This window comes from Azospirillum sp. UENF 312511 (genome assembly GCF_058780635.1).
On sequence record NZ_JBSNCG010000003.1, the window covers coordinates 2,058,458 to 2,075,451 of the forward strand.

At 70.2% G+C, this 16,994-nt stretch carries 15 protein-coding genes; 8 read left to right on the top strand and 7 right to left on the bottom strand.

Annotation, left to right across the window (positions count from 1 at the left end):
* Positions 1 to 234: 234 nt before the first annotated feature.
* From ACWPN7_RS21150 to ACWPN7_RS21160, 3 genes are all read left to right on the top strand, one after another.
* Positions 235 to 1,374 carry a glycosyltransferase family 2 protein gene (locus ACWPN7_RS21150; RefSeq protein ID WP_459195970.1) on the top strand — a complete coding sequence of 380 codons (1,140 nt, stop codon included), beginning with the start codon at positions 235 to 237 and terminating at the stop codon, positions 1,372 to 1,374.
* Entirely contained in the window at positions 1,371 to 3,062 is a 1,692-nt protein-coding gene (locus ACWPN7_RS21155; RefSeq protein WP_456521649.1) for a glycosyltransferase family 39 protein, read from the top strand. The genes ACWPN7_RS21150 and ACWPN7_RS21155 overlap by 4 nt, the downstream gene beginning before the upstream one ends.
* A 210-nt stretch (positions 3,063 to 3,272) precedes the next feature.
* Positions 3,273 to 4,427 (top strand): serine hydrolase domain-containing protein, encoded by a 1,155-nt coding sequence (locus tag ACWPN7_RS21160; protein WP_247881610.1) that lies wholly within the window; start codon positions 3,273 to 3,275, stop codon positions 4,425 to 4,427.
* A 27-nt stretch (positions 4,428 to 4,454) separates the two neighbouring features.
* Here ACWPN7_RS21160 and ACWPN7_RS21165 read toward each other — a convergent pair whose 3' ends face one another.
* From ACWPN7_RS21165 to ACWPN7_RS21175, 3 genes are all read right to left on the bottom strand, one after another.
* On the bottom strand, positions 4,455 to 4,889 hold the full coding sequence (locus ACWPN7_RS21165; protein WP_137103439.1) for a nuclear transport factor 2 family protein: 435 nt from the start codon (positions 4,887 to 4,889) through the stop codon (positions 4,455 to 4,457).
* 134 nt (positions 4,890 to 5,023) lie between these two features.
* Complete coding sequence (locus tag ACWPN7_RS21170; RefSeq protein WP_459195969.1) at positions 5,024 to 6,004, bottom strand: hypothetical protein; 981 nt, start codon at positions 6,002 to 6,004, stop codon at positions 5,024 to 5,026.
* 127 nt (positions 6,005 to 6,131) lie between these two features.
* Positions 6,132 to 7,700, bottom strand: a complete 1,569-nt coding sequence (locus ACWPN7_RS21175) for an FAD-dependent oxidoreductase (protein WP_459195968.1) — start codon at positions 7,698 to 7,700, stop codon at positions 6,132 to 6,134.
* A 146-nt stretch (positions 7,701 to 7,846) separates the two neighbouring features.
* Between ACWPN7_RS21175 and ACWPN7_RS21180 the strand changes: the two genes are divergently transcribed.
* Entirely contained in the window at positions 7,847 to 9,511 is a 1,665-nt protein-coding gene (locus ACWPN7_RS21180; RefSeq protein ID WP_459195967.1) for an NAD+ synthase, read from the top strand.
* 13 nt (positions 9,512 to 9,524) lie between these two features.
* Here the strand turns inward: ACWPN7_RS21180 and ACWPN7_RS21185 are convergent, their stop codons facing one another.
* The 4 genes from ACWPN7_RS21185 to ACWPN7_RS21200 are packed head-to-tail and all read right to left on the bottom strand — an operon-like array spanning position 9,525 to position 13,285.
* Complete coding sequence (locus ACWPN7_RS21185) at positions 9,525 to 10,349, bottom strand: ABC transporter permease (protein WP_459195966.1); 825 nt, start codon at positions 10,347 to 10,349, stop codon at positions 9,525 to 9,527.
* Entirely contained in the window at positions 10,346 to 11,086 is a 741-nt protein-coding gene (locus ACWPN7_RS21190; RefSeq protein WP_459195965.1) for an ABC transporter ATP-binding protein, read from the bottom strand. Before ACWPN7_RS21190 ends, ACWPN7_RS21185 begins: the two co-directional genes overlap by 4 nt.
* Positions 11,087 to 11,106: 20 nt before the next feature.
* On the bottom strand, positions 11,107 to 12,075 hold the full coding sequence (locus ACWPN7_RS21195; RefSeq protein WP_459195964.1) for a YVTN family beta-propeller repeat protein: 969 nt from the start codon (positions 12,073 to 12,075) through the stop codon (positions 11,107 to 11,109).
* A 37-nt stretch (positions 12,076 to 12,112) separates the two neighbouring features.
* On the bottom strand, positions 12,113 to 13,285 hold the full coding sequence (locus tag ACWPN7_RS21200; RefSeq protein ID WP_459195963.1) for an ABC transporter substrate-binding protein: 1,173 nt from the start codon (positions 13,283 to 13,285) through the stop codon (positions 12,113 to 12,115).
* A 264-nt stretch (positions 13,286 to 13,549) separates the two neighbouring features.
* Here ACWPN7_RS21200 and pedF point away from each other — a divergent pair, with 264 nt between their 5' ends.
* The 4 genes from pedF (at position 13,550) to ACWPN7_RS21220 (ending at position 16,757) form a co-directional block, all read left to right on the top strand.
* Positions 13,550 to 13,993 (top strand): cytochrome c-550 PedF, encoded by a 444-nt coding sequence (gene pedF / locus ACWPN7_RS21205; RefSeq protein ID WP_103039239.1) that lies wholly within the window; start codon positions 13,550 to 13,552, stop codon positions 13,991 to 13,993.
* 11 nt (positions 13,994 to 14,004) lie between these two features.
* Positions 14,005 to 14,865: a substrate-binding periplasmic protein gene (locus ACWPN7_RS21210; protein ID WP_459195962.1), complete on the top strand. Its 861-nt coding sequence runs from the start codon at positions 14,005 to 14,007 to the stop codon at positions 14,863 to 14,865.
* A 162-nt stretch (positions 14,866 to 15,027) separates the two neighbouring features.
* Positions 15,028 to 15,828 carry a quinoprotein dehydrogenase-associated SoxYZ-like carrier gene (locus tag ACWPN7_RS21215; RefSeq protein ID WP_200775321.1) on the top strand — a complete coding sequence of 267 codons (801 nt, stop codon included), beginning with the start codon at positions 15,028 to 15,030 and terminating at the stop codon, positions 15,826 to 15,828.
* Positions 15,825 to 16,757, top strand: a complete 933-nt coding sequence (locus tag ACWPN7_RS21220) for a quinoprotein relay system zinc metallohydrolase 1 (protein ID WP_459195961.1) — start codon at positions 15,825 to 15,827, stop codon at positions 16,755 to 16,757. The genes ACWPN7_RS21215 and ACWPN7_RS21220 overlap by 4 nt, the downstream gene beginning before the upstream one ends.
* The last annotated feature ends 237 nt before the right edge of the window (positions 16,758 to 16,994 follow it).

Below are 16,994 nucleotides of genomic sequence, written 5' to 3' on the forward strand. Positions count from 1 at the left end.
GCGGGGCCTTGGAATATTTGTCGGGACCGTGGCGTTAGCCCACCAGCGACGGACCGTTCCGGCGCCGGTTCCAGCGGCGTGCTGGTCACGGCTTAGGCCGTGGATGGTCACAATAGAGGCGTTTTGCTCATCCACATGTATCGTGCTATATGCCAAAGGGCGAAGCGCCCCGCCGGGGACGCCTGCCAGGACCCTTCCGACCCGGCTCGTGATCATCTGACCCAACGGCCGGCCATGTCCCTGACCGACGCGCCCACTCTGGCGGCTTCCGCCAACACCGCCCCCACACCCGCCCCCATCACCGGTGACGCCGCTTCCGCCCCGAAGCCGTCGCGCTCCGCCCGCACGAAGCGGGGGCGCCTGTCGGTGGTGATCCCCTTCTACAACGAAGGCCCCAACATCGCGGCGCTGTTCGAGCGGCTGGTGCCCGTGCTCGACCGGCTGGACGCCGAGTGGGAGGTGGTCTGCGTCAACGACGGCAGCCGCGACGACACGCTCGACCGCCTGCTGGACGTCCATGACGCCGACCCGCGGGTCAAGGTGGTCGACCTGTCGCGCAACTTCGGCAAGGAGCTGGCCCTGTCGGCCGGGCTGCGCCACACCACCGGCGACGCCGTGGTGCCGATGGACGCCGACCTCCAGCACCCGCCGGAATTGCTGCCCCAGTTCCTCGCCAAATGGCGCGAGGGCTACGACGTGGTCGTCGCCGTGCGCCACGCGCGGGTGGGGCAGAGCCTGAAGCACCGGGCGTTCGCCCGCGCCTTCTACTGGATCTTCGACAACCTGTCGGAGGTCAAGCTGCCGCGCGAGGTCGGCGACTTCCGGCTGATGGACCGCCGGGTGGTCGACGTCATCAACCGCATGCCCGAACGCACGCGCTTCATGAAGGGCATCTTCGCCTGGGTCGGCTTCCGTCAGGCCAGCATCCCCTACCAACAGGGGGAGCGCGCCGGCGGCGACACCAAATGGGGCTTCCTGAAGCTGCTCAGCCTGTCCTTCGACGGGCTGACCGCCTTCTCCACCTTTCCGTTGCGGGTGTGGAGTCTGGTGGGCATGGCGATCTCCGGCTTCGCCTTCGTCTACATCCTGCTGCGCCTGCTGCGCACCCTGATCTACGGCATCGACGTGCCCGGCTATGAATCGCTGCTGGCCGCGGTGCTGTTCATGGGTGGCATCCAGCTCGTCACGCTGGGGGTCATCGGCGACTATCTGGGTCGCGTGTTCAACGAGGTGAAGGGACGCCCCCTTTACATCGTCCGTTCCGCGCACGGCTTCGAGGACGAGGCTGCCGCTCCGGTATCCAATCCAGCGGCCAATCCGGGGGCCAACGCAGGCGCTTGGCGCCGGCCCGGAAGCGAGGACCGCCCTTCATGAGCCTGATGCCGCCGCTCGGCCTGAATCCCCTCGGGGCGGCGCCCCCGGCGGGCGCGCTGTCGCAACGCCGCGCCGGTGCCCTGTGGGACGACATGGCGCGCGCGCTTTTGCTGTGCCTGATCATCCTCGCCGCGCTGACCTTCCGGAACTACGGGATCAGCACCGACGAGGAGGTGCAGCACATCTACGGCAAGAAGCTGCTGTCCTTCTACCTGTCCGGCTTCACCGACCGGTCGGCCTTCCATTTCAAGGACCTGTACCTGTATGGCGGGCTGTTCGATCTGGTGACCGCCCTGGTGGTCCCGATCTCGCCGTTCGAGGAGTACGAGACGCGCCACCTGCTGTGCGCGCTGGTCGGGGTGCTGGGCATCGCCGGCTGCTGGCGCTACGCGCGGCTGCTGGCCGGGCCGCGGGCGGGCTTCCTGGCGGCGGCGCTGCTGGCGCTGTCCGGCGTCTATTACGGCGCCATGTTCAACAACACCAAGGACGTGCCCTTCGCCGCGGGCATGGTGTGGACGCTCTATTTCGCCACCCGCATCATCGGCCAGATGCCGGCCCCGCGCCGCAGCGCCGTGCTGAAGTTCGGGCTGGCGCTGGGCCTGACCCTGTCGATCCGGGTGGGCGGGGTGCTGGCCGGCTTCTACCTCGCGGTGGCGCTGGCGCTCTATGTGGTGCTGGTGGCGTGGCAGGGTGGGCTGCGGCCGGCCTTCGGCGTCGTCCGGCGCTCCGTGCCGCCCCTGCTGCCGGCCATTCCGCTGGCCTACGCGGTGATGGCGCTGTTCTGGCCCTGGGCGGTGCAGAAGCCGCTGAACCCGCTGGAGGCGCTGCGCGTCGTCTCGCACTTCCCCATCGACATCCAGACGCTGTTCATGGGGCAGATGGTCAGCTCCGCCGCCCCGCCGGCGCTCTATCTGCCGGTTTATCTGGGGGTGAAGCTGCCGGAGGCGGTGCTGCTGGGCACCCTGGCCGCGGTGGTGCTGGCCGCCCTGTGGGTGGTGCGCGGCGGCTGGCGGAACGTGGACGGCGCCTTCGGCGCGGTGCGCTGGGTGCCGCTGGCGCTGGCGGCGTTCCTGCCGGTGATCCTGTTCATGCTGATGCGCCCGTCCGTCTACAACGGCATCCGCCATTTCCTGTTCGTGGCGCCGCCGATGGCGGTGCTGGCCGGCATCGCCTTCGACCGGCTGTGGAGCGGGGCCGAGGCGCTGGGCCGGCGTACGGGGCAGGCGTACGGGGCGGCGGCCATCGCGGTGGCCGTGCTGTACGCGTGGCAGCTCGGCGCCATGCACCCGAACCAGTACGTCTACTACAACCAGTTCGCCGGCGGGCTGAAGGGCGCCGAGGGCCGGTTCGAGCTGGATTACTGGGGCAACTCCCAGCACGAGGCGCTGGCCGAGCTGGTCGCCCTGGTGGAGCGTGAGAACGGCGGCAAGGCGCCGCCGCGCCAGTACACCCTGTCGGTCTGTGGCAACACGCTGGCCGTCCGCTTCGAGCTGCCGCCCTGGCTGAAGCTGGTCAACGGCACCGGTCTGGATTGGCGCAAGGCCGATTTCTTCATGGCCTTCACCCAGGTCAAGCAGTGCCCCAGCCTGCTGGGCGGCCAGCCGATCATCGAGATCGCTGCCGATGACGTGCCGCTGACCATCGTGAAGGACCGCCGTCCGCCGCTGGCGGAAATTCCCACCGAGTAGAAATTGGCCGAGTAGAAATCGGCCAAGTAAATTTCGGCCGGGTGGGGCGGGCCTCACCGGTCTAACCCGCCCGGCATGGCCTGCTCCGTTGGCGTGATGTCCGTCCGCGGACGTACCGGCGGGCGGGACCGCTTCCCACTCTTCCTTCAGCGCGCCCATTCCGCGCGCCGATGACGGAGGGTGGGGATGCGGGGGCCGGTGCTCGGTGTCGTGTCGTTTCTTGCGCTCACCGTCTGGGCGACGGCGCCGGCCCCGGCGGACGCGGTGCCCCCGGACCGTCTTCGGGAGGCGGTGACGGCGTTGGCCGATCGCCGTCTTGAGGAGGCGGGGGCGGGCAGCATCGTCGTCGGGGTGATCCGCGACGGGCGCAGCCTCGTCGTCGGGCGCGGCGACAGCGGGCGGCCCGACGGCGGCCCGCCGGACGGGCGGACCCTGTTCCAGATCGCCTCCCTGACCAAGCCCTTCACCGGCACCATTCTGGCGGAGCTGATCCGCGCCGGGCGCGTCGCCCCGACCGACCCGTTGGCCCGCCATCTGCCCAAACCGGTCCACGCCCCGGACTTCGACGGCACGCCAATCCGCCTGCTCGACCTTGCCACCCACACGGCGGGGCTGCCCAACGTGCCGGAGACTCCGCGCTTCTCGTGGAGCCGGCTGGAGGACCCGCGCAACCCCTACAAGCCGCTGACGCGGGAGGAGGTGGGATCGTGGCTGTCCGGCTTCAGCCTGACGGTGCCGCCGGGCACGCGCTTCCGCTACTCCAACGTCGGCATGGCGGTGCTGGGGGAGGCGCTGTCCACCGCGTCGGGCATTCCCTACGAGACGCTGTTGAAGCGGGTGGTCACCGACCGCTTCGGCATGACCGACACCACGCTGGCACCCACGGCCGGGCAGCGTGCCCGCAAGGCGGTGGGCCACGCCCGCGGGCAGGTGGTCCCCGATTGGGAGGCGCCGGCCATGCAGCCCTCCTTCGGCCTCTACTCCACCGCCGACGACCTGCTGCGCTGGCTGCGCGCCAACATGGGCGACTGCACCGGCCTGGGAAAGGCCGCCTGCGACGACGAGACCGCCGCCACCCTGGCGCTCGCCCAGTCGGTGCAGGTGGACGGGCGGGCGTTGCGCGATCCGGGGGCGCTGGGGCAGGGGGCAATGGCGCTCGGCTGGTTCGTCGCCTGGGCGGCGGACGGCACGCCGATCCTCTGGCATTCCGGTTCCACCGGCGGCTTCAACGCCTACATCGCCTTCTCACGCGCCCACCGCTGGGCCGCGGTGGCCCTGACCAACAGCGACCCCGAGCGGATCACCGCCGACCGGGTGGTGGGCGATCTGATCTGGCAGCTGGAGAGGGCGGCGGAGCGCCGCTGAACGCGTGAGGGGAAAGAGGGGCCGCGCTCAGTGCAGCATGCCGCCGGGCGGCAGACGGTCGGGCGGCGTCAGGATCTGTGAGGCGGGTTCGGCGACCGGTCCGGCCTGGTGGTGGGCCAGCCGCCACTCGCCGTCCTCGCGCGCGAACAGGTTGGTCGCCACCAGCACCGCGTCTCCCACGATCTCCTCGCAGAGGACGACCGCGGTGTCGCCGTACAGGCTGACGCGTTCGTTGCGCGCCTGCACCGCCGGGCCGCGGGGGGAACGCAGCACGTCCTGCCAGCTCGACACCACCGCCTCCCGGCCGAACAGGATGGTCCAGCCGGGATGGATGCAGGACACGGGCAGGCGGGAGGCCCACAGCCGGTCCATGGCGGGAAAGTCACGCCCGGTGAAGGCTTGGTAGAAAGCCCGGTTCGCGGCCAGAATGGCGTTGCGGTCGGTCGTGGGGCGGTCGGTCATGGGGAAGCGAATCTCCGAAACAGCGAAAGCCGCTTCTATACAGGGAGCCGGCTCGACGGCAAGCGCCGGCCCCCGTTATCACAGATCGCACCCCTTTTGCGGGCACTCCTTCCGGGAAAACGGCCCGCTCTTCCTCACGCCGTGATGTCGACCTTCTGGGCCGTGTCCGCCGTAGCGCCGCTCTTGGCGCTGCTGCTGCCGTCGGTCAAGCCGGCGATGGGCTGCGACAGGTCGAGGTTCAAGTGCATCACGCCATCGGCGCTCTTGGTCGGGGTCAGGGCGCCGAGGCCGTTCATCCCGCCCTTCGCGGCCATGCCGTTCAGCTTTTCCAGGACGCCCTTGATCTCGTCGTCGCTGAAGCCGTTGGCGCGGACGATCATGCCGGTGGCCTTGCCGGACACCTTGGTCGTGGCGGCGGAGAACATGGCGCTGCCCGAGCCGTCGGCGTTCAGCGTGGCCGCCAGCCCACGGTCCTCGCGGGTGAAATCCAGGGTGGACTTGGCGAAGGAGATGCGGACCGACTTGTCGCCGTCCTGGATGGTCAGTTCCATGCCGCGGGACTCGATGGACCACTGCGAGCGGGCTTCCTGCATGCTCATGCCCATCTGGCTGAAATCCATGGACTTCAGCTTGTCCTTCATGGCGCTGCCGAAATCGCCGACGGCGCCCTTCACGTCGTCGTCCGACATCCCCAGCCCGCCGAGCAGGCTGCCGAGGTCGCCGGCCATGTTGTCGATGGCCTTCTCGAACAGGCCGGAGAGGCCCTTGGACTGCTCCAGCGCCTTCTGCATGATCTGCTCGGCCTGCTTGGCCCGGTCGGCCATCGCCTGGGCGCCGGTCTTGCCGCCGCTGGCCGCATCGCCCGCCGCACCGGCGTTCGCGCCATCGGCACCCGCCGCGGGCTTCTTGCCCGACAGGTTGTCGAGCAGGTTCTCCATCGACTGGCTGATCGTGTAGGCCGGGCTGGCGCTTTTCGCGGGAGTCGCGGCGTCGGTCGTGGTGGCGGCCTTGGCGCCGTCCGCGGCCTTGCTCTCGGTTGCCTTCTTGGCGTTGTTCGCCTGTTGCAGGACCGTGGTGGTCGTCCCTGTCGGTCCGGACATTTCCGAGTAATACATCGCCGCCTCCCGCGCGTGATCGTTTCGCCGTTAGGGTATGATCGTACCGGAGTCCTTTACCACAGGTTAATTCGTCGCAGGGCTCCTGCAACGCCCGGTCGAAACTCTTCGGTTTCGAAGGATTTTATCAGTTTTTGCTTGCGGAGTCCTCCACGGGCGCGAGGGGCTGGGTGGCCGGACCGTTCAGAACCGTCCCGTCCACCGCGAAGCGGGAGCCGTGGCAGGGGCAGTCCCAGCTCCGCTCGCCGGGATTCCAGCGCACCACGCATTTCAGATGAGGGCAGATGGCGGAGCGGCGGTGCAGCACCCCCGACTCGTCGCGGAAAACGGCGACGGGCCAGACGCCCGATTTCAGGACCGCGCCCTGTCCGGGCTCGATGCGGTCCTCGCCCTCCAACTCCGGCCCCTGGACGTAGGGCAGGAAGTGGCGGGCCACGTCCAGGTTCTCCCGCAGATAGGTGCCGAGCTTGTTGGTCATCTTGCGGCCGGGATCGTACAGCGCGGCCCACGGGCTGCCGCTGCCGTGGATCAGCTCGCACAGGACCAGCCCGGCGATGGTGCCGTGGGTCATGCCCATGCCGCTGTCGCCGGTCGCGACGAAGACCCGCCCGCCATAGGCCGGGTCGGGGCCGATGAAGGCCAGCCCGTCGAAGGGCTCCATCACCTGCCCGGACCAGCGGTGCTCGACCGCCCCGGCCTGGGGGAAATGCGCGCGCGTCCAGGCCTCCAGCGCGGCCCAGCGCTCGGCCATGTCGCGGGCCTCGCCGGTCTTGTGGTCCTCGCCGCCGACGATCAGCCGGTCGTGGTCGGCCTCCGGCTGGAGCCGCGCATAATGATAGGCGTCGAGCGTGTCCCAATAGAGGGCGTCGGGCACGCTGCCCTTCGGCACCCGCAGGGAGATGGCGTAGGTGCGGTAGGGCGCCTGCTTGGAATGGATGGCGAAGCGGTCGCTGATCGGGGAGTTGGTGGCGACGACCACCGCATCGGCCTCGACCAGCGCGTGGTCCGGTCCGGCCTCGACGCGCACGCGCTCGCCGTCCTGCCGGATCGTGGAGACATGCGCCCCGGTGGCCAGCGCGCCGCCGCGCGCCAGGAAGGCGCGGGTCAGCCCGGCCAGATAGTCCAGCGCGTGGATGCGCGCCTGCCGGGGGAAGCGCAGGCAGGGGCCGGGATGGCGGATGGGCGGGGCGTCCAGCCGCTCCACATCGTCCAGCCCGGCGCGGCGGGCGGCGTCGCGCTCGCGGTCCAGCCCGGCGGGGTCCTGCCCCGGCGCCAGCATCAAATAGCCGTCGAGCCGGGCGAAGCCGCAGTCGATGTCTTCCTCGCGGGCGATCCGCTCGATGGTGTCGATGGCGGCGCCGTGGCTGTCCGCCGCCATGCGGGCGCCGGACTCGCTGTGCAGCCGTTCGATCTCGGTGAAGCGGTCGTCGATGACGTTGGAGAGATGCGCCGTGGTGCGCCCGGTCTCGCCGCCGCCCGGCGGCCCGTCGTCCAGCAGCAGCACCGACTTGCCGGAGCGCTGAAGCAGATAGGCCGTGGTGACCCCGGCGATGCCGGCCCCGACGACGATCACATCGGGTTGCAGGGCGCCCAGCCCCGCGGCGGTGGGGGCGACCGTCCCGACGGGCATCGCCGCCCCGCCGCGGTCCATCCAGACGGAGGTCGTGGCACCGGAACTCTGCCCGGACTGTTGCATGACCGGTCATCCTTCTGTTGGCGTCCTGTCCTTCCGGCAACACAGCGTTTGGTGGCGCGGTTCCGCTGCGGCCGTGCGCCGCTTCCGCCCCCGGCCTCCGGCTGTTACGGTGTCGCCGATCCGCCGCTTCACCGGACGACGCTGCCATGACCGACCGCCTTTCCATCGCGCTGGCCCAGATCAACCCGACCGTCGGCGCCATCACCGCCAACATCGACCGCATCCGCACCGCGCGGGCGGAGGCCGCCGCGCGCGGCGCCGACCTGATGGTCTGCCCGGAGCTGGCGGTGACCGGCTACCCGCCGGAGGATCTGGTGCTGAAGCCCTTCTTCCTGGACGTGGTGGAGCGGGCGGTGCGTGAACTCGCCGCCGAGACGGCGGACGGCGGTCCGGCCCTGCTGGTCGGCGCGCCCTGGCGCGACGGCGACAAACGCCACAACGCCGCCCTGCTGCTCGACGGCGGGCGGATCGCGGCGACCCGCTTCAAGGTGGACCTGCCGAACTACGGCGTCTTCGACGAGAAGCGCCTTTTCGACCCCGGCCCGCTGCCCGGCCCGATCAACGTCCGCGGCGTGCGGCTGGGCGTACCGATCTGCGAGGACATGTGGTCCGCCGACGTGATCGAGACTTTGGCGGAGAGCGGGGCGGAGATCCTGGTGGTTCCCAACGGCAGCCCGTTCGAGCTGGGCAAGCACGACCAGCGCGTGCAGCTTGCCGTCCGGCGGGTCACCGAGTCCGGCCTGCCGCTGCTCTACGTGAATCAGGTGGGCGGGCAGGATGAGCTGGTCTTCGACGGCTCCAGCTTCGCGCTGGGCGCCGATTGCCGGCTGGCCGCGCAGGCCCCCGCCTTCGCCGAGCATCTGCTGATCACCCGCTGGGAACGCGGCGAGGACGATGTGTGGAGCTGCGCCGACACGGAGTGCGTCGCCCCGCCCGACGAGTTGGAGTCGGTTTACGCGGCGCTGGTGCTGGCCTTGCGCGACTATGTGGCCAAGAACCGTTTCCCCGGCGTGATCCTCGGCCTGTCGGGCGGCATTGATTCGGCGCTGGCGGCGGCCATCGCGGTGGACGCGCTGGGCGCCGAGCGGGTGCATGGCGTGATGATGCCGTCGCCCCACACCGCGCCGGAGAGCCAGGAGGACGCCGCGGAGTCGGCGGAGCTGCTGGGCTGCCGGCTCGACACCGTTTCCATCCTGCCGGCGATGGAGGCGTTCGAGCGGATGCTGCGGCCGGCCTTCGCGGGACGCGATCCGGACGTCGCGGAGGAGAACATCCAGGCGCGCTCCCGCGGCGTCGCGTTGATGGCGCTGTCCAACAAGTTCGGCCCGATGGTGCTGTCCACCGGCAACAAGTCGGAGATGTCGGTCGGCTACGCCACGCTCTACGGCGATCTGTGCGGCGGCTTCGCCGTGCTGAAGGACGTCTACAAGACGACGGTCTACGCCCTGGCGCGCTGGCGCAACGCGCATGTGCCGGAGGGGGCGCTCGGCCCGGCGGGCCGCGTCGTGCCGGAGCGGGTGCTGGTCAAGGCCCCGACCGCGGAGCTGAGTCCCGGCCAGACCGACCAGGACACGCTGCCGCCTTACGAGGCGCTGGACGACATCCTGCGCTGCCTGATCGAAGAGGACCTGGGCGTCGCGGAGATCGTCGCCCGTGGCCACGCGCCGGAAGTGGTCAACGCGGTCTGGGGCATGCTGCATTCGGCCGAATACAAGCGCCGTCAGGCGCCTCCCGGCCCGAAGATCACCCGGCGGCAGTTCGGCCGCGAGCGCCGCTACCCGATCACCAACGGGTTCGGCAGCCTCCTGTGAGGGTGGGCTCTTCCTACTCCCCGCCGGTCTTCCGCGCCAGGAAGCCCTGCGCCGGGTTGTAGCCGTAGACCGCGCCGCCCAGGAACAGGGCCAGCGCCAGCACCGTCCAGCCCAGCGCCGGCAGGTTCACGTCCAGATACAGCGCGAAGCGGATCAGCTCGACCGCTTGGCTGAACGGGTTGACGGTGCACAGAAAATACAGAAGCTCCCCGGCCTCCTGCATCTTCCATAGCGGATAGAGCGCGGTGGACAGGAAGAAGGTCGGGAAGATGACGAAGTTCATCACGCCCGCGAAATTCTCCAGCTGGCGGATGGCCGAGGACAGCAGCATCCCCAGCGCCCCCAGCATCAGCCCGCTGACCACCAGGGCCGGCAGCACCGTGAGGTAGCCGAGCGGCGGCGCCTGCACCCCGTAGACCCAGGCGACGGTGAGGAAGGCGTAGACCTGGAGGATCGACACCGCCGTTCCGGCCAGCAGCTTTGCCGTCAGCAGGAACCAGCGGGGCAGGGGGCTGACCAGCAGCATCCGCATGCTGCCCATCTCGCGGTCGTAGACCATCGACAGCGAGCTTTGCATCCCGTTGAACAGCTGGACCATCCCGGCGAGGCCGGGGACGATGTAGACCTCGTAGGGAATGTAGGTCTCGTAGGGCGGGGTGATGGCGATGCCCAGCGCCGCCCGGAAGCCCGCCGCGAAGACGAACAGCCAGAGCAGGGGCCGGACCAGGGCCGACAGGAAGCGCTCCCGCTGGTGGACGAAGCGCAGCACCTCGCGCCCGACGATTCCGCCGAGGGCGCGCGCGTAATGGGCGGGGCCATTGTGGACGGGGGCTGTCACGCCGCCTCCTTCGCGGTGAGCCGGGTGAAGCTCTCGGTCAGCGTGTCCGCCCCGGTCGCGCGGTTCACCTCCGTCACCGGCCCGGCGGCGCGGACCCGGCCGCGGTGGATCACCACGACGCGGTCGCCGTCGCCGATCTCGTCGATCAGGTGGGTGGCCCAAAGCACGGCGATGCCGCGCTCCCGGCACAGCGCGTGGACATGCTCGACGATGGCGCGCCGCGCCGGGACGTCCAGCCCGACGGTCGGCTCGTCCAGCACCAGCAGGGCCGGCTCGTGCAGCAGGGCGCGAGCCAGCTCCACCCGGCGGCGGTGCCCGCCGTTCAGCGCCCGCACCGTCTCGCCGATGCGCTCCGCCATGCCGAGCCGCTCCAGCGACTCCCGCGCCCGCGCCTTGGCGGTGCGGCGGGGGATGCCGTGCAGGGCCGCGAAATAGAGCAGGTTCTGCCGCACCGTCAGGTCGAGGTCGAGCGTGGGTTGCTGGAACACCACCCCCATGCGGCCGAGCGCCTGGGCCGGCTCCCGCCGCAGGTCGATGCCGCCGATGCGGATGGTGCCGCCCGGCGATTCGAACAGGCGGGTGACCAGGGCGAACAGCGTCGTCTTGCCCGCCCCGTTGGGGCCGAGCAGGGCGGTGAAGGACCCCGCCCCGACCGCCAGCGACACGTCCTTCAGCGCGAAGGTTCCGCGCCCGTAGGCGTAGCTCAGCCCTTCGATCAACAGCGCCGGTTCCGCCATGCCCTTACCCTTCCACCCGCTTAGCCCTTCACCGCGACGCCCCAGGGGTAGCGGCCGACCTTGATCGACTTGACGACCTTCAGGCTGTCCACGTCGATCACCGACACGTCGCCCGACACGCCGTTGGTGGCGTATAGCCGCTTCTGGTCGGGCGACAGGTCGAGCTGCCAGACGCGGCGGCCGACCAGCAGATAGTCCTTCACCGCGAAGGTCTGGGCGTCCACCACCGCGACATGGTTGGCCGGGCCGAGCGCCACGAAGGCGTAGCGCCCGTCGTCGGTCAGCTTGATGCCCACCGGCTGGATGCGGTCCTGGGGCACGCCCTTGATCTTGAAGCGGATGGTCTGAGCCACCTTGCGGCTGGCCGTGTCGATCACCGACAGGGTGCCGCCGATCTCCGCCGACACCCACAGGCGGCTGCCGTCCTTGCTGAACTGGGCGTAGCGCGGGCGGGCGTCGACCAGCGTGTTGTCGACGACGGCGCGCTTCTCGGTGTCGATCCAATGGACCATGTTCGTCGTCTCCGACGTGTTCACCGCCCATTTGCCGTCGGGGCTGACCGCCATACCCTCCGGCTCAACGCCGACATCCACCTGATAGGCGACCTTGCGGCTGGGCACGTCCACGACGGTGACGACGTTGCTCTCCTCGTTGGCGATGAACAGGTGCTTGCCGTCGGGGTGCAGGGCGAACAGCTCCGGGTCCTCGCCCGAGGGCAGGTTGTGCAGGATCTTCTTGGTCGCGAGGTCCATCACCTGCACCGTGTCGTCGTCGCTGGCGCAGATGTAGAGATGCTTGCCGTCTGCGCTCAGCGTGATGCCGCGGGGGCGCCGCCCGACCTTCACCGTCTCCGTCACCGTCAGGGTCGTGCCGTCGATGATGGACAGGGTGTTGTCCTTCTCGTTCGAGACATAGACGGTCTCCGCCAAAGCAGGAACGGCGCAGCCGGCCAGCAGGGCGGCGAGGAGAAGGGAGCGGGCGGTGGTCATCGGGGCGGCGTCCTCTTTGCGGAAATGATTGGGAATATCAGCGGCGGCAGCCTGTTTCGGGCTGGTCGTGGCCCAGCGTGTCGAGTTCGGTTCGGGGGTGCAGGAAGCCGTCCTGCGGCGAGACGGACACCAGCGAGCGGTCGGCGGCGAGAAGCACCGGCTGGCGGAGCTGCCCGTCCCAGCTGCGGAAGGACAGCGGCACGCCCTTGAAGGCGGCCAGCGTGAAATCCGGCCCGCGGATGTAGGCGGCCAGCGCCGCCGGATCGGTGGAGCGGGTGCGGGTCGCCGCCTCGCCCACCGCGCGGATTGCGGCCCAGACGGCGTGGTCGCGGGGCAGCATGGTGCGCTGGACGGCGGCCTTGAAGCGGGACTGGAGCTGCGCGGCTCCCCACGCCTCGTGGGCGCGGTGCCAGTTGGTGGGGACGAGGCCCTGCGTGCCGGCGACCGGGCGCGGCTCCCAGGTGCGGTACAGCACATAGTCGCCGAAGTCGCCGATCTCGTCGGCGACGATCACCACGTCGTGGCGCTTGCCCTGGGTGAAGACCGGCATTTCGGCCTGGGCGGTGCGGCGGGCGTCGTGATCCTCGCTCCAGGTCTTCTCCTCGACCACCTCGGCGCCGAAGCGCTTGGCCGCCCGCTTCACCGCGGCGGCGTAGAGCCGGTCCTCGGGCCGGGTGCCGACGATCAGCAGCCACTTCGTCCAGCGCTTGACCGCCAAATACTGGGCCAGCGCGTCGGCCAGCATGGCGCGGTCGGGGGCCGTGTGCAGCAGGTTGGGCGCGCACAGCGCGTTGCGCAGGCTGTCGTCGGGGGAGCCGGCGTTGAACAGCAGCAGGTTCGCCGCCTCGGGCAGGCGGGCCAGCGCTCCGGGCGTCTCGCCGGGCAGGTCCAGCACGACGATGCGGTGTCCGGCGGCGGCGAGGTCGCGCAGCGCCTGCGCCGGGTCGCCGTCGATGGGGACGGTCACCGCCTCCAGATCGAAGCGCTGCTTGAGGAAGCGGCCGGTGGAATTGTTGTCCGCCACGGCGAGATGGGCGCCGGCCAACCCTTCGTCGGCGGGCGGTTCATCGAGGTTGGACAGGGCGGGGGGATGCTCGACCTCCTGCGTCAGGTAGGCGATGCGGACGGTGGAGTTGTCCGCGGGCGCCGCCTCCTGCGAAAAGGCGGCCGGCGAGGCGCAAAGCCCGCCGGCCAGCAAGGCGATCTGCATCAAGGAGGGTAACCAAAGGCTGAAACGCATCGCGGGTTTGCACTCGCCTGGTTTCGGGAGATCAGGGTATCCCCGCCTGGCGGCGTCCCGGAATGCAACTTTGGTACGATTGCGCGGGCGGAAAATTGCGGTTCGGTCCGATCACGGCGGGCTCGACGCACGGTTGCTACCAAAGTCCAATTATTGGCGGCACGGACCGCCCGCTATGCTCCGGGGCAACGGACAACGCTCCCTTCGCATCTTCTCTGAATGAGGACGCCCCTTATGAACGCACGGCTTCTCCGGCTCGCGATGGCCGGTTTCCTGACCGGCGCGGCCGCCGTCGCCTCCACGGTTGTCCCTACGGTGGCCTTCGCCCACGGCGACGTGACCCCCCAGGCGGTGGACACCACCGGCCTCGACAAGCTGGGCGAGGACTGGCGCGACGCGAACCCCTACCGCGGCAACCCGCGGGCGATCGAGATCGGGTCCTCCGCCTTCAACCAGAACTGCGCGCGCTGCCATGGGCTGGGCGCGGTGTCGGGCGGCATCGCCCCGGACCTGCGCTTTCTGGACAAGGGCGACACCGGCGACGAGTGGTTCAAGGAGCGGGTGATCAACGGTTCCATCCGCAACGGTGTTACCTACATGCCGCGCTTCGGCGAGGCGCTGGGCCAGGAGGCGCTGTGGGCCATCCGGTCGTGGCTGGAGACGGTGCACGAGGAATGAATGTGCTTGGAATGAGGGCGCTTCCGACGCGGCGCCACCTGCTGTCCTTCGCCGCCGCCGCGCTGGCCGCCGGGGTCCTCCCCCGGCGCGTCGGCGCGCGCCCGTTGGACGACGTGGTGGCCGCCGGGCGGCTGATGGTCGCGGTCTACCGCGACAACCCGCCCTTCTCCTACCGCAAGGGCGGCGCCCTGGTCGGCGTGGACGTGGACATTGCCCGCGCCATCGCCGGGCGGCTGGGCGTCGGCGTCGAGTTCATGGAGCTGACCGCCGGGGAGGCCGTGTCGGACGACCTGCGCAACGCGGTGTGGCGCGGCCCGGTCGTCGGGGGCGGCGTGGCCGACGTGATGATGCATGTGCCCTATCAGAAGGAGTTCGGGCTGCGCAACCCGGAGGCCGTGCTGTTCGGCCCCTACCAGCGGGAGGGCTTCGCGCTGGCCCGCAACCCGATGCGCATGACCCAGCCGATGCTCGCCTCCCTGCCCGACGAGCCGGTGGGGGTGGAGATCGACAGCATCCCCGACTTCTACCTGCTGGGGGCCTTCGGCGGGCGGCTGCGCGAGCGTCTGGTCCATTACATGACGATCCCCGAAGCGGTCGAGGCCCTGGTAAAGGGCGACGTCGCCGCCGTTGTCGCGACGCAGAGCCAGGTGGAAGCTGCGCTGGGCGACCGCGCCGCCGGCTTCCCGATCACCCCGGTGACCTTCCCCGGCATGATGGCGTCGAACTGGGACATCGGCATGGCGGTGAAGGAGAACTCCCGCGACCTCGCCTACGCAGTGGGCGACGCGGTGACCGCGATGCTGGAGGACGGGAGTTTGCCGGAGATCTTCCGGAAACATGGGGTGACGCACAACGCGATTCCGCTGGAGTGATGCGGCTGCGGCCCCCTCCCTAGCCCTCCCCCGCTTGCGCGGGAGAGGGGACTGCCGCCGCTTCCGCCCAAATTCCCTCCCTCGCCAAAGGCGGGGGAGGGTTAGGGAGGGGGCAAAGGCTGTGGAGGCAAAAAGGCTGTCAAGAATCGGGAGGGACCCAAGGTGAAGACCGTTCTGAATGCCCTTGCGCTCCTGGCCGCCCTCTCCAGCCCGGCTTATGCCGGCCCGCCGGACCCCGCCGACCCGCTCGCCTCGGTCATGTGGGACGTGCTGCGGCCGGAGCTGTTCGGTACGGCCCCCGTGCAATTCGACGAGCGGGTGACCGTCACCGCCCCCGACAACGCCGAGAACGCCGCCGCCGTCCCGGTGATGGCCGACGCCACGGCGCTCGGCGCGGTGGAGGAGATGGTGCTGTTCGCCGACCTCAACCCCTTCCCGGTCATCCTGCGCTTCCAGCCGCTGGCGGCGAAGCCGGTGATCGCCACGCGTTTCAAGGTGCAGCAGGCCACACCGTTGCGCGCCGCCGCCCGCACGCCGGACGGCGTCTGGCACATCGGCGGCAAGCTGCTCGACGCGGCGGGCGGCGGCTGCACCGCGCCGCCCGCGACCTACGCCGCCGCCGACTGGGCCGACCATGTGGGGGAGGTGCAGGGCCGCGCCTGGGCGCCGACCGGGGAGGACAAGGCGACGCGCGTGCGCTTCCTCGTCCGCCACCCCATGGACACCGGGCTGGTCGCCGGCATCCCCGCCTATTTCATCGAGGCGCTGACCCTGCGCGACGCCGACGGGCGGGCGCTGGCCCGGCTCCAGACGGCAGAGCCGCTGTCCGAAAACCCCGTCTTCACGCTGGAGGTGCAGCCAGCAGCGGGCGCGCGCAGCCTGACGCTCGACGGGCGCGACAACCAGGGCGGCGAGGTGAAGGCGGCCATCCCGCTTCCCTGGGTCCAGGGAGCGCTGCCATGAGAGCGCTCATCACCTTTCTCCTGCTGGTCGTCTCCGTCGCGCCGGGCTGGGCCGCCGGCCCGCTGACCTACACTCTGAAGCCCGTCGCCATCGCGCCGGACACCTGGGTCTTCGAGGGAACGCGGGAGCATTTCACCCGCACCAACGGCGGCAACATCCTCAACCCCGGCTTCATCGTGACCGACGACGGGGTGATCGTGATCCAGACCGGCCCGTCGCGCCGCTTCGGCGAGGAGATGCGCGCGGCGATCGCCACGGTCACCGACAAGCCGATCCGCAAGGTCTTCGTCAGCAACCTGCACCCCGACTACTGGCTGGGCAACCGCGCCTTCGCCGACGTGCCCATCGCCGCGCTGCCCGGCACCATCGAGGGCATCAAGGCCGAAGGGCAGGGGATGACGGAGAACATGTACCGCCTCGTCGGCGACTGGATGCGCGGCACCGAGCCGCTGGTCCCGACCGAGGCGGTCTACGGCTCCACCGTCGTCTTCGGCGCACACCGGCTGCGGCTGATCCCGCTGGAGGGCCACACCGCCGCCGACCTCGCCATCCTGGACGAGACGACGGGCGTGCTGTTCGCCGGCGGAGTCGTCTTCTGCGACCGGACGCCGACGACGCCCCACGCCGACATCGGAAAGTGGCTGGCGGCGCTCGACGCCTTGGACGCGCTGGAGGTGACGGTTCTGGTGCCCAACCACGGGCGCATCCGCTCCGACAAGGCCGCCATTGCCCAGACCCGCGACTGGCTGACGTGGCTGGACCGAACCCTGCGCGAGCGGGCGGAGGCCGGGGCCGACATGGCCGAACTGCTCGACGCGCCGATCCCCGAGCGCTTCGCCGGGATGGGTGTGCTGCGCGAGGAGTACCGGCGCTCCGTCTCGCATCTCTGGCCGCGGATCGAGAAGGCCGTGCTGCCGCGGGTGAATTGAAGCCGTTCGCAATGAAACGGTTCCCGCTGTCCAGCAGAACGCTCCGCCCATTCGACTATTTGCCAATGGACCCCAATTGGGGCGCCGGTAAACTGCTTTATTGTCAGAAGGATAGGGGCCTCGCGATGCCGCGTCGCCCCTGCGTCGAACCCCTGATTGTTCCGAAAAGAAGCCGAGGCGGGCGGACGAGGCAGACGGATTCCGCCAATTCGTCTGCGAATGATCTCTGCCCGCGCC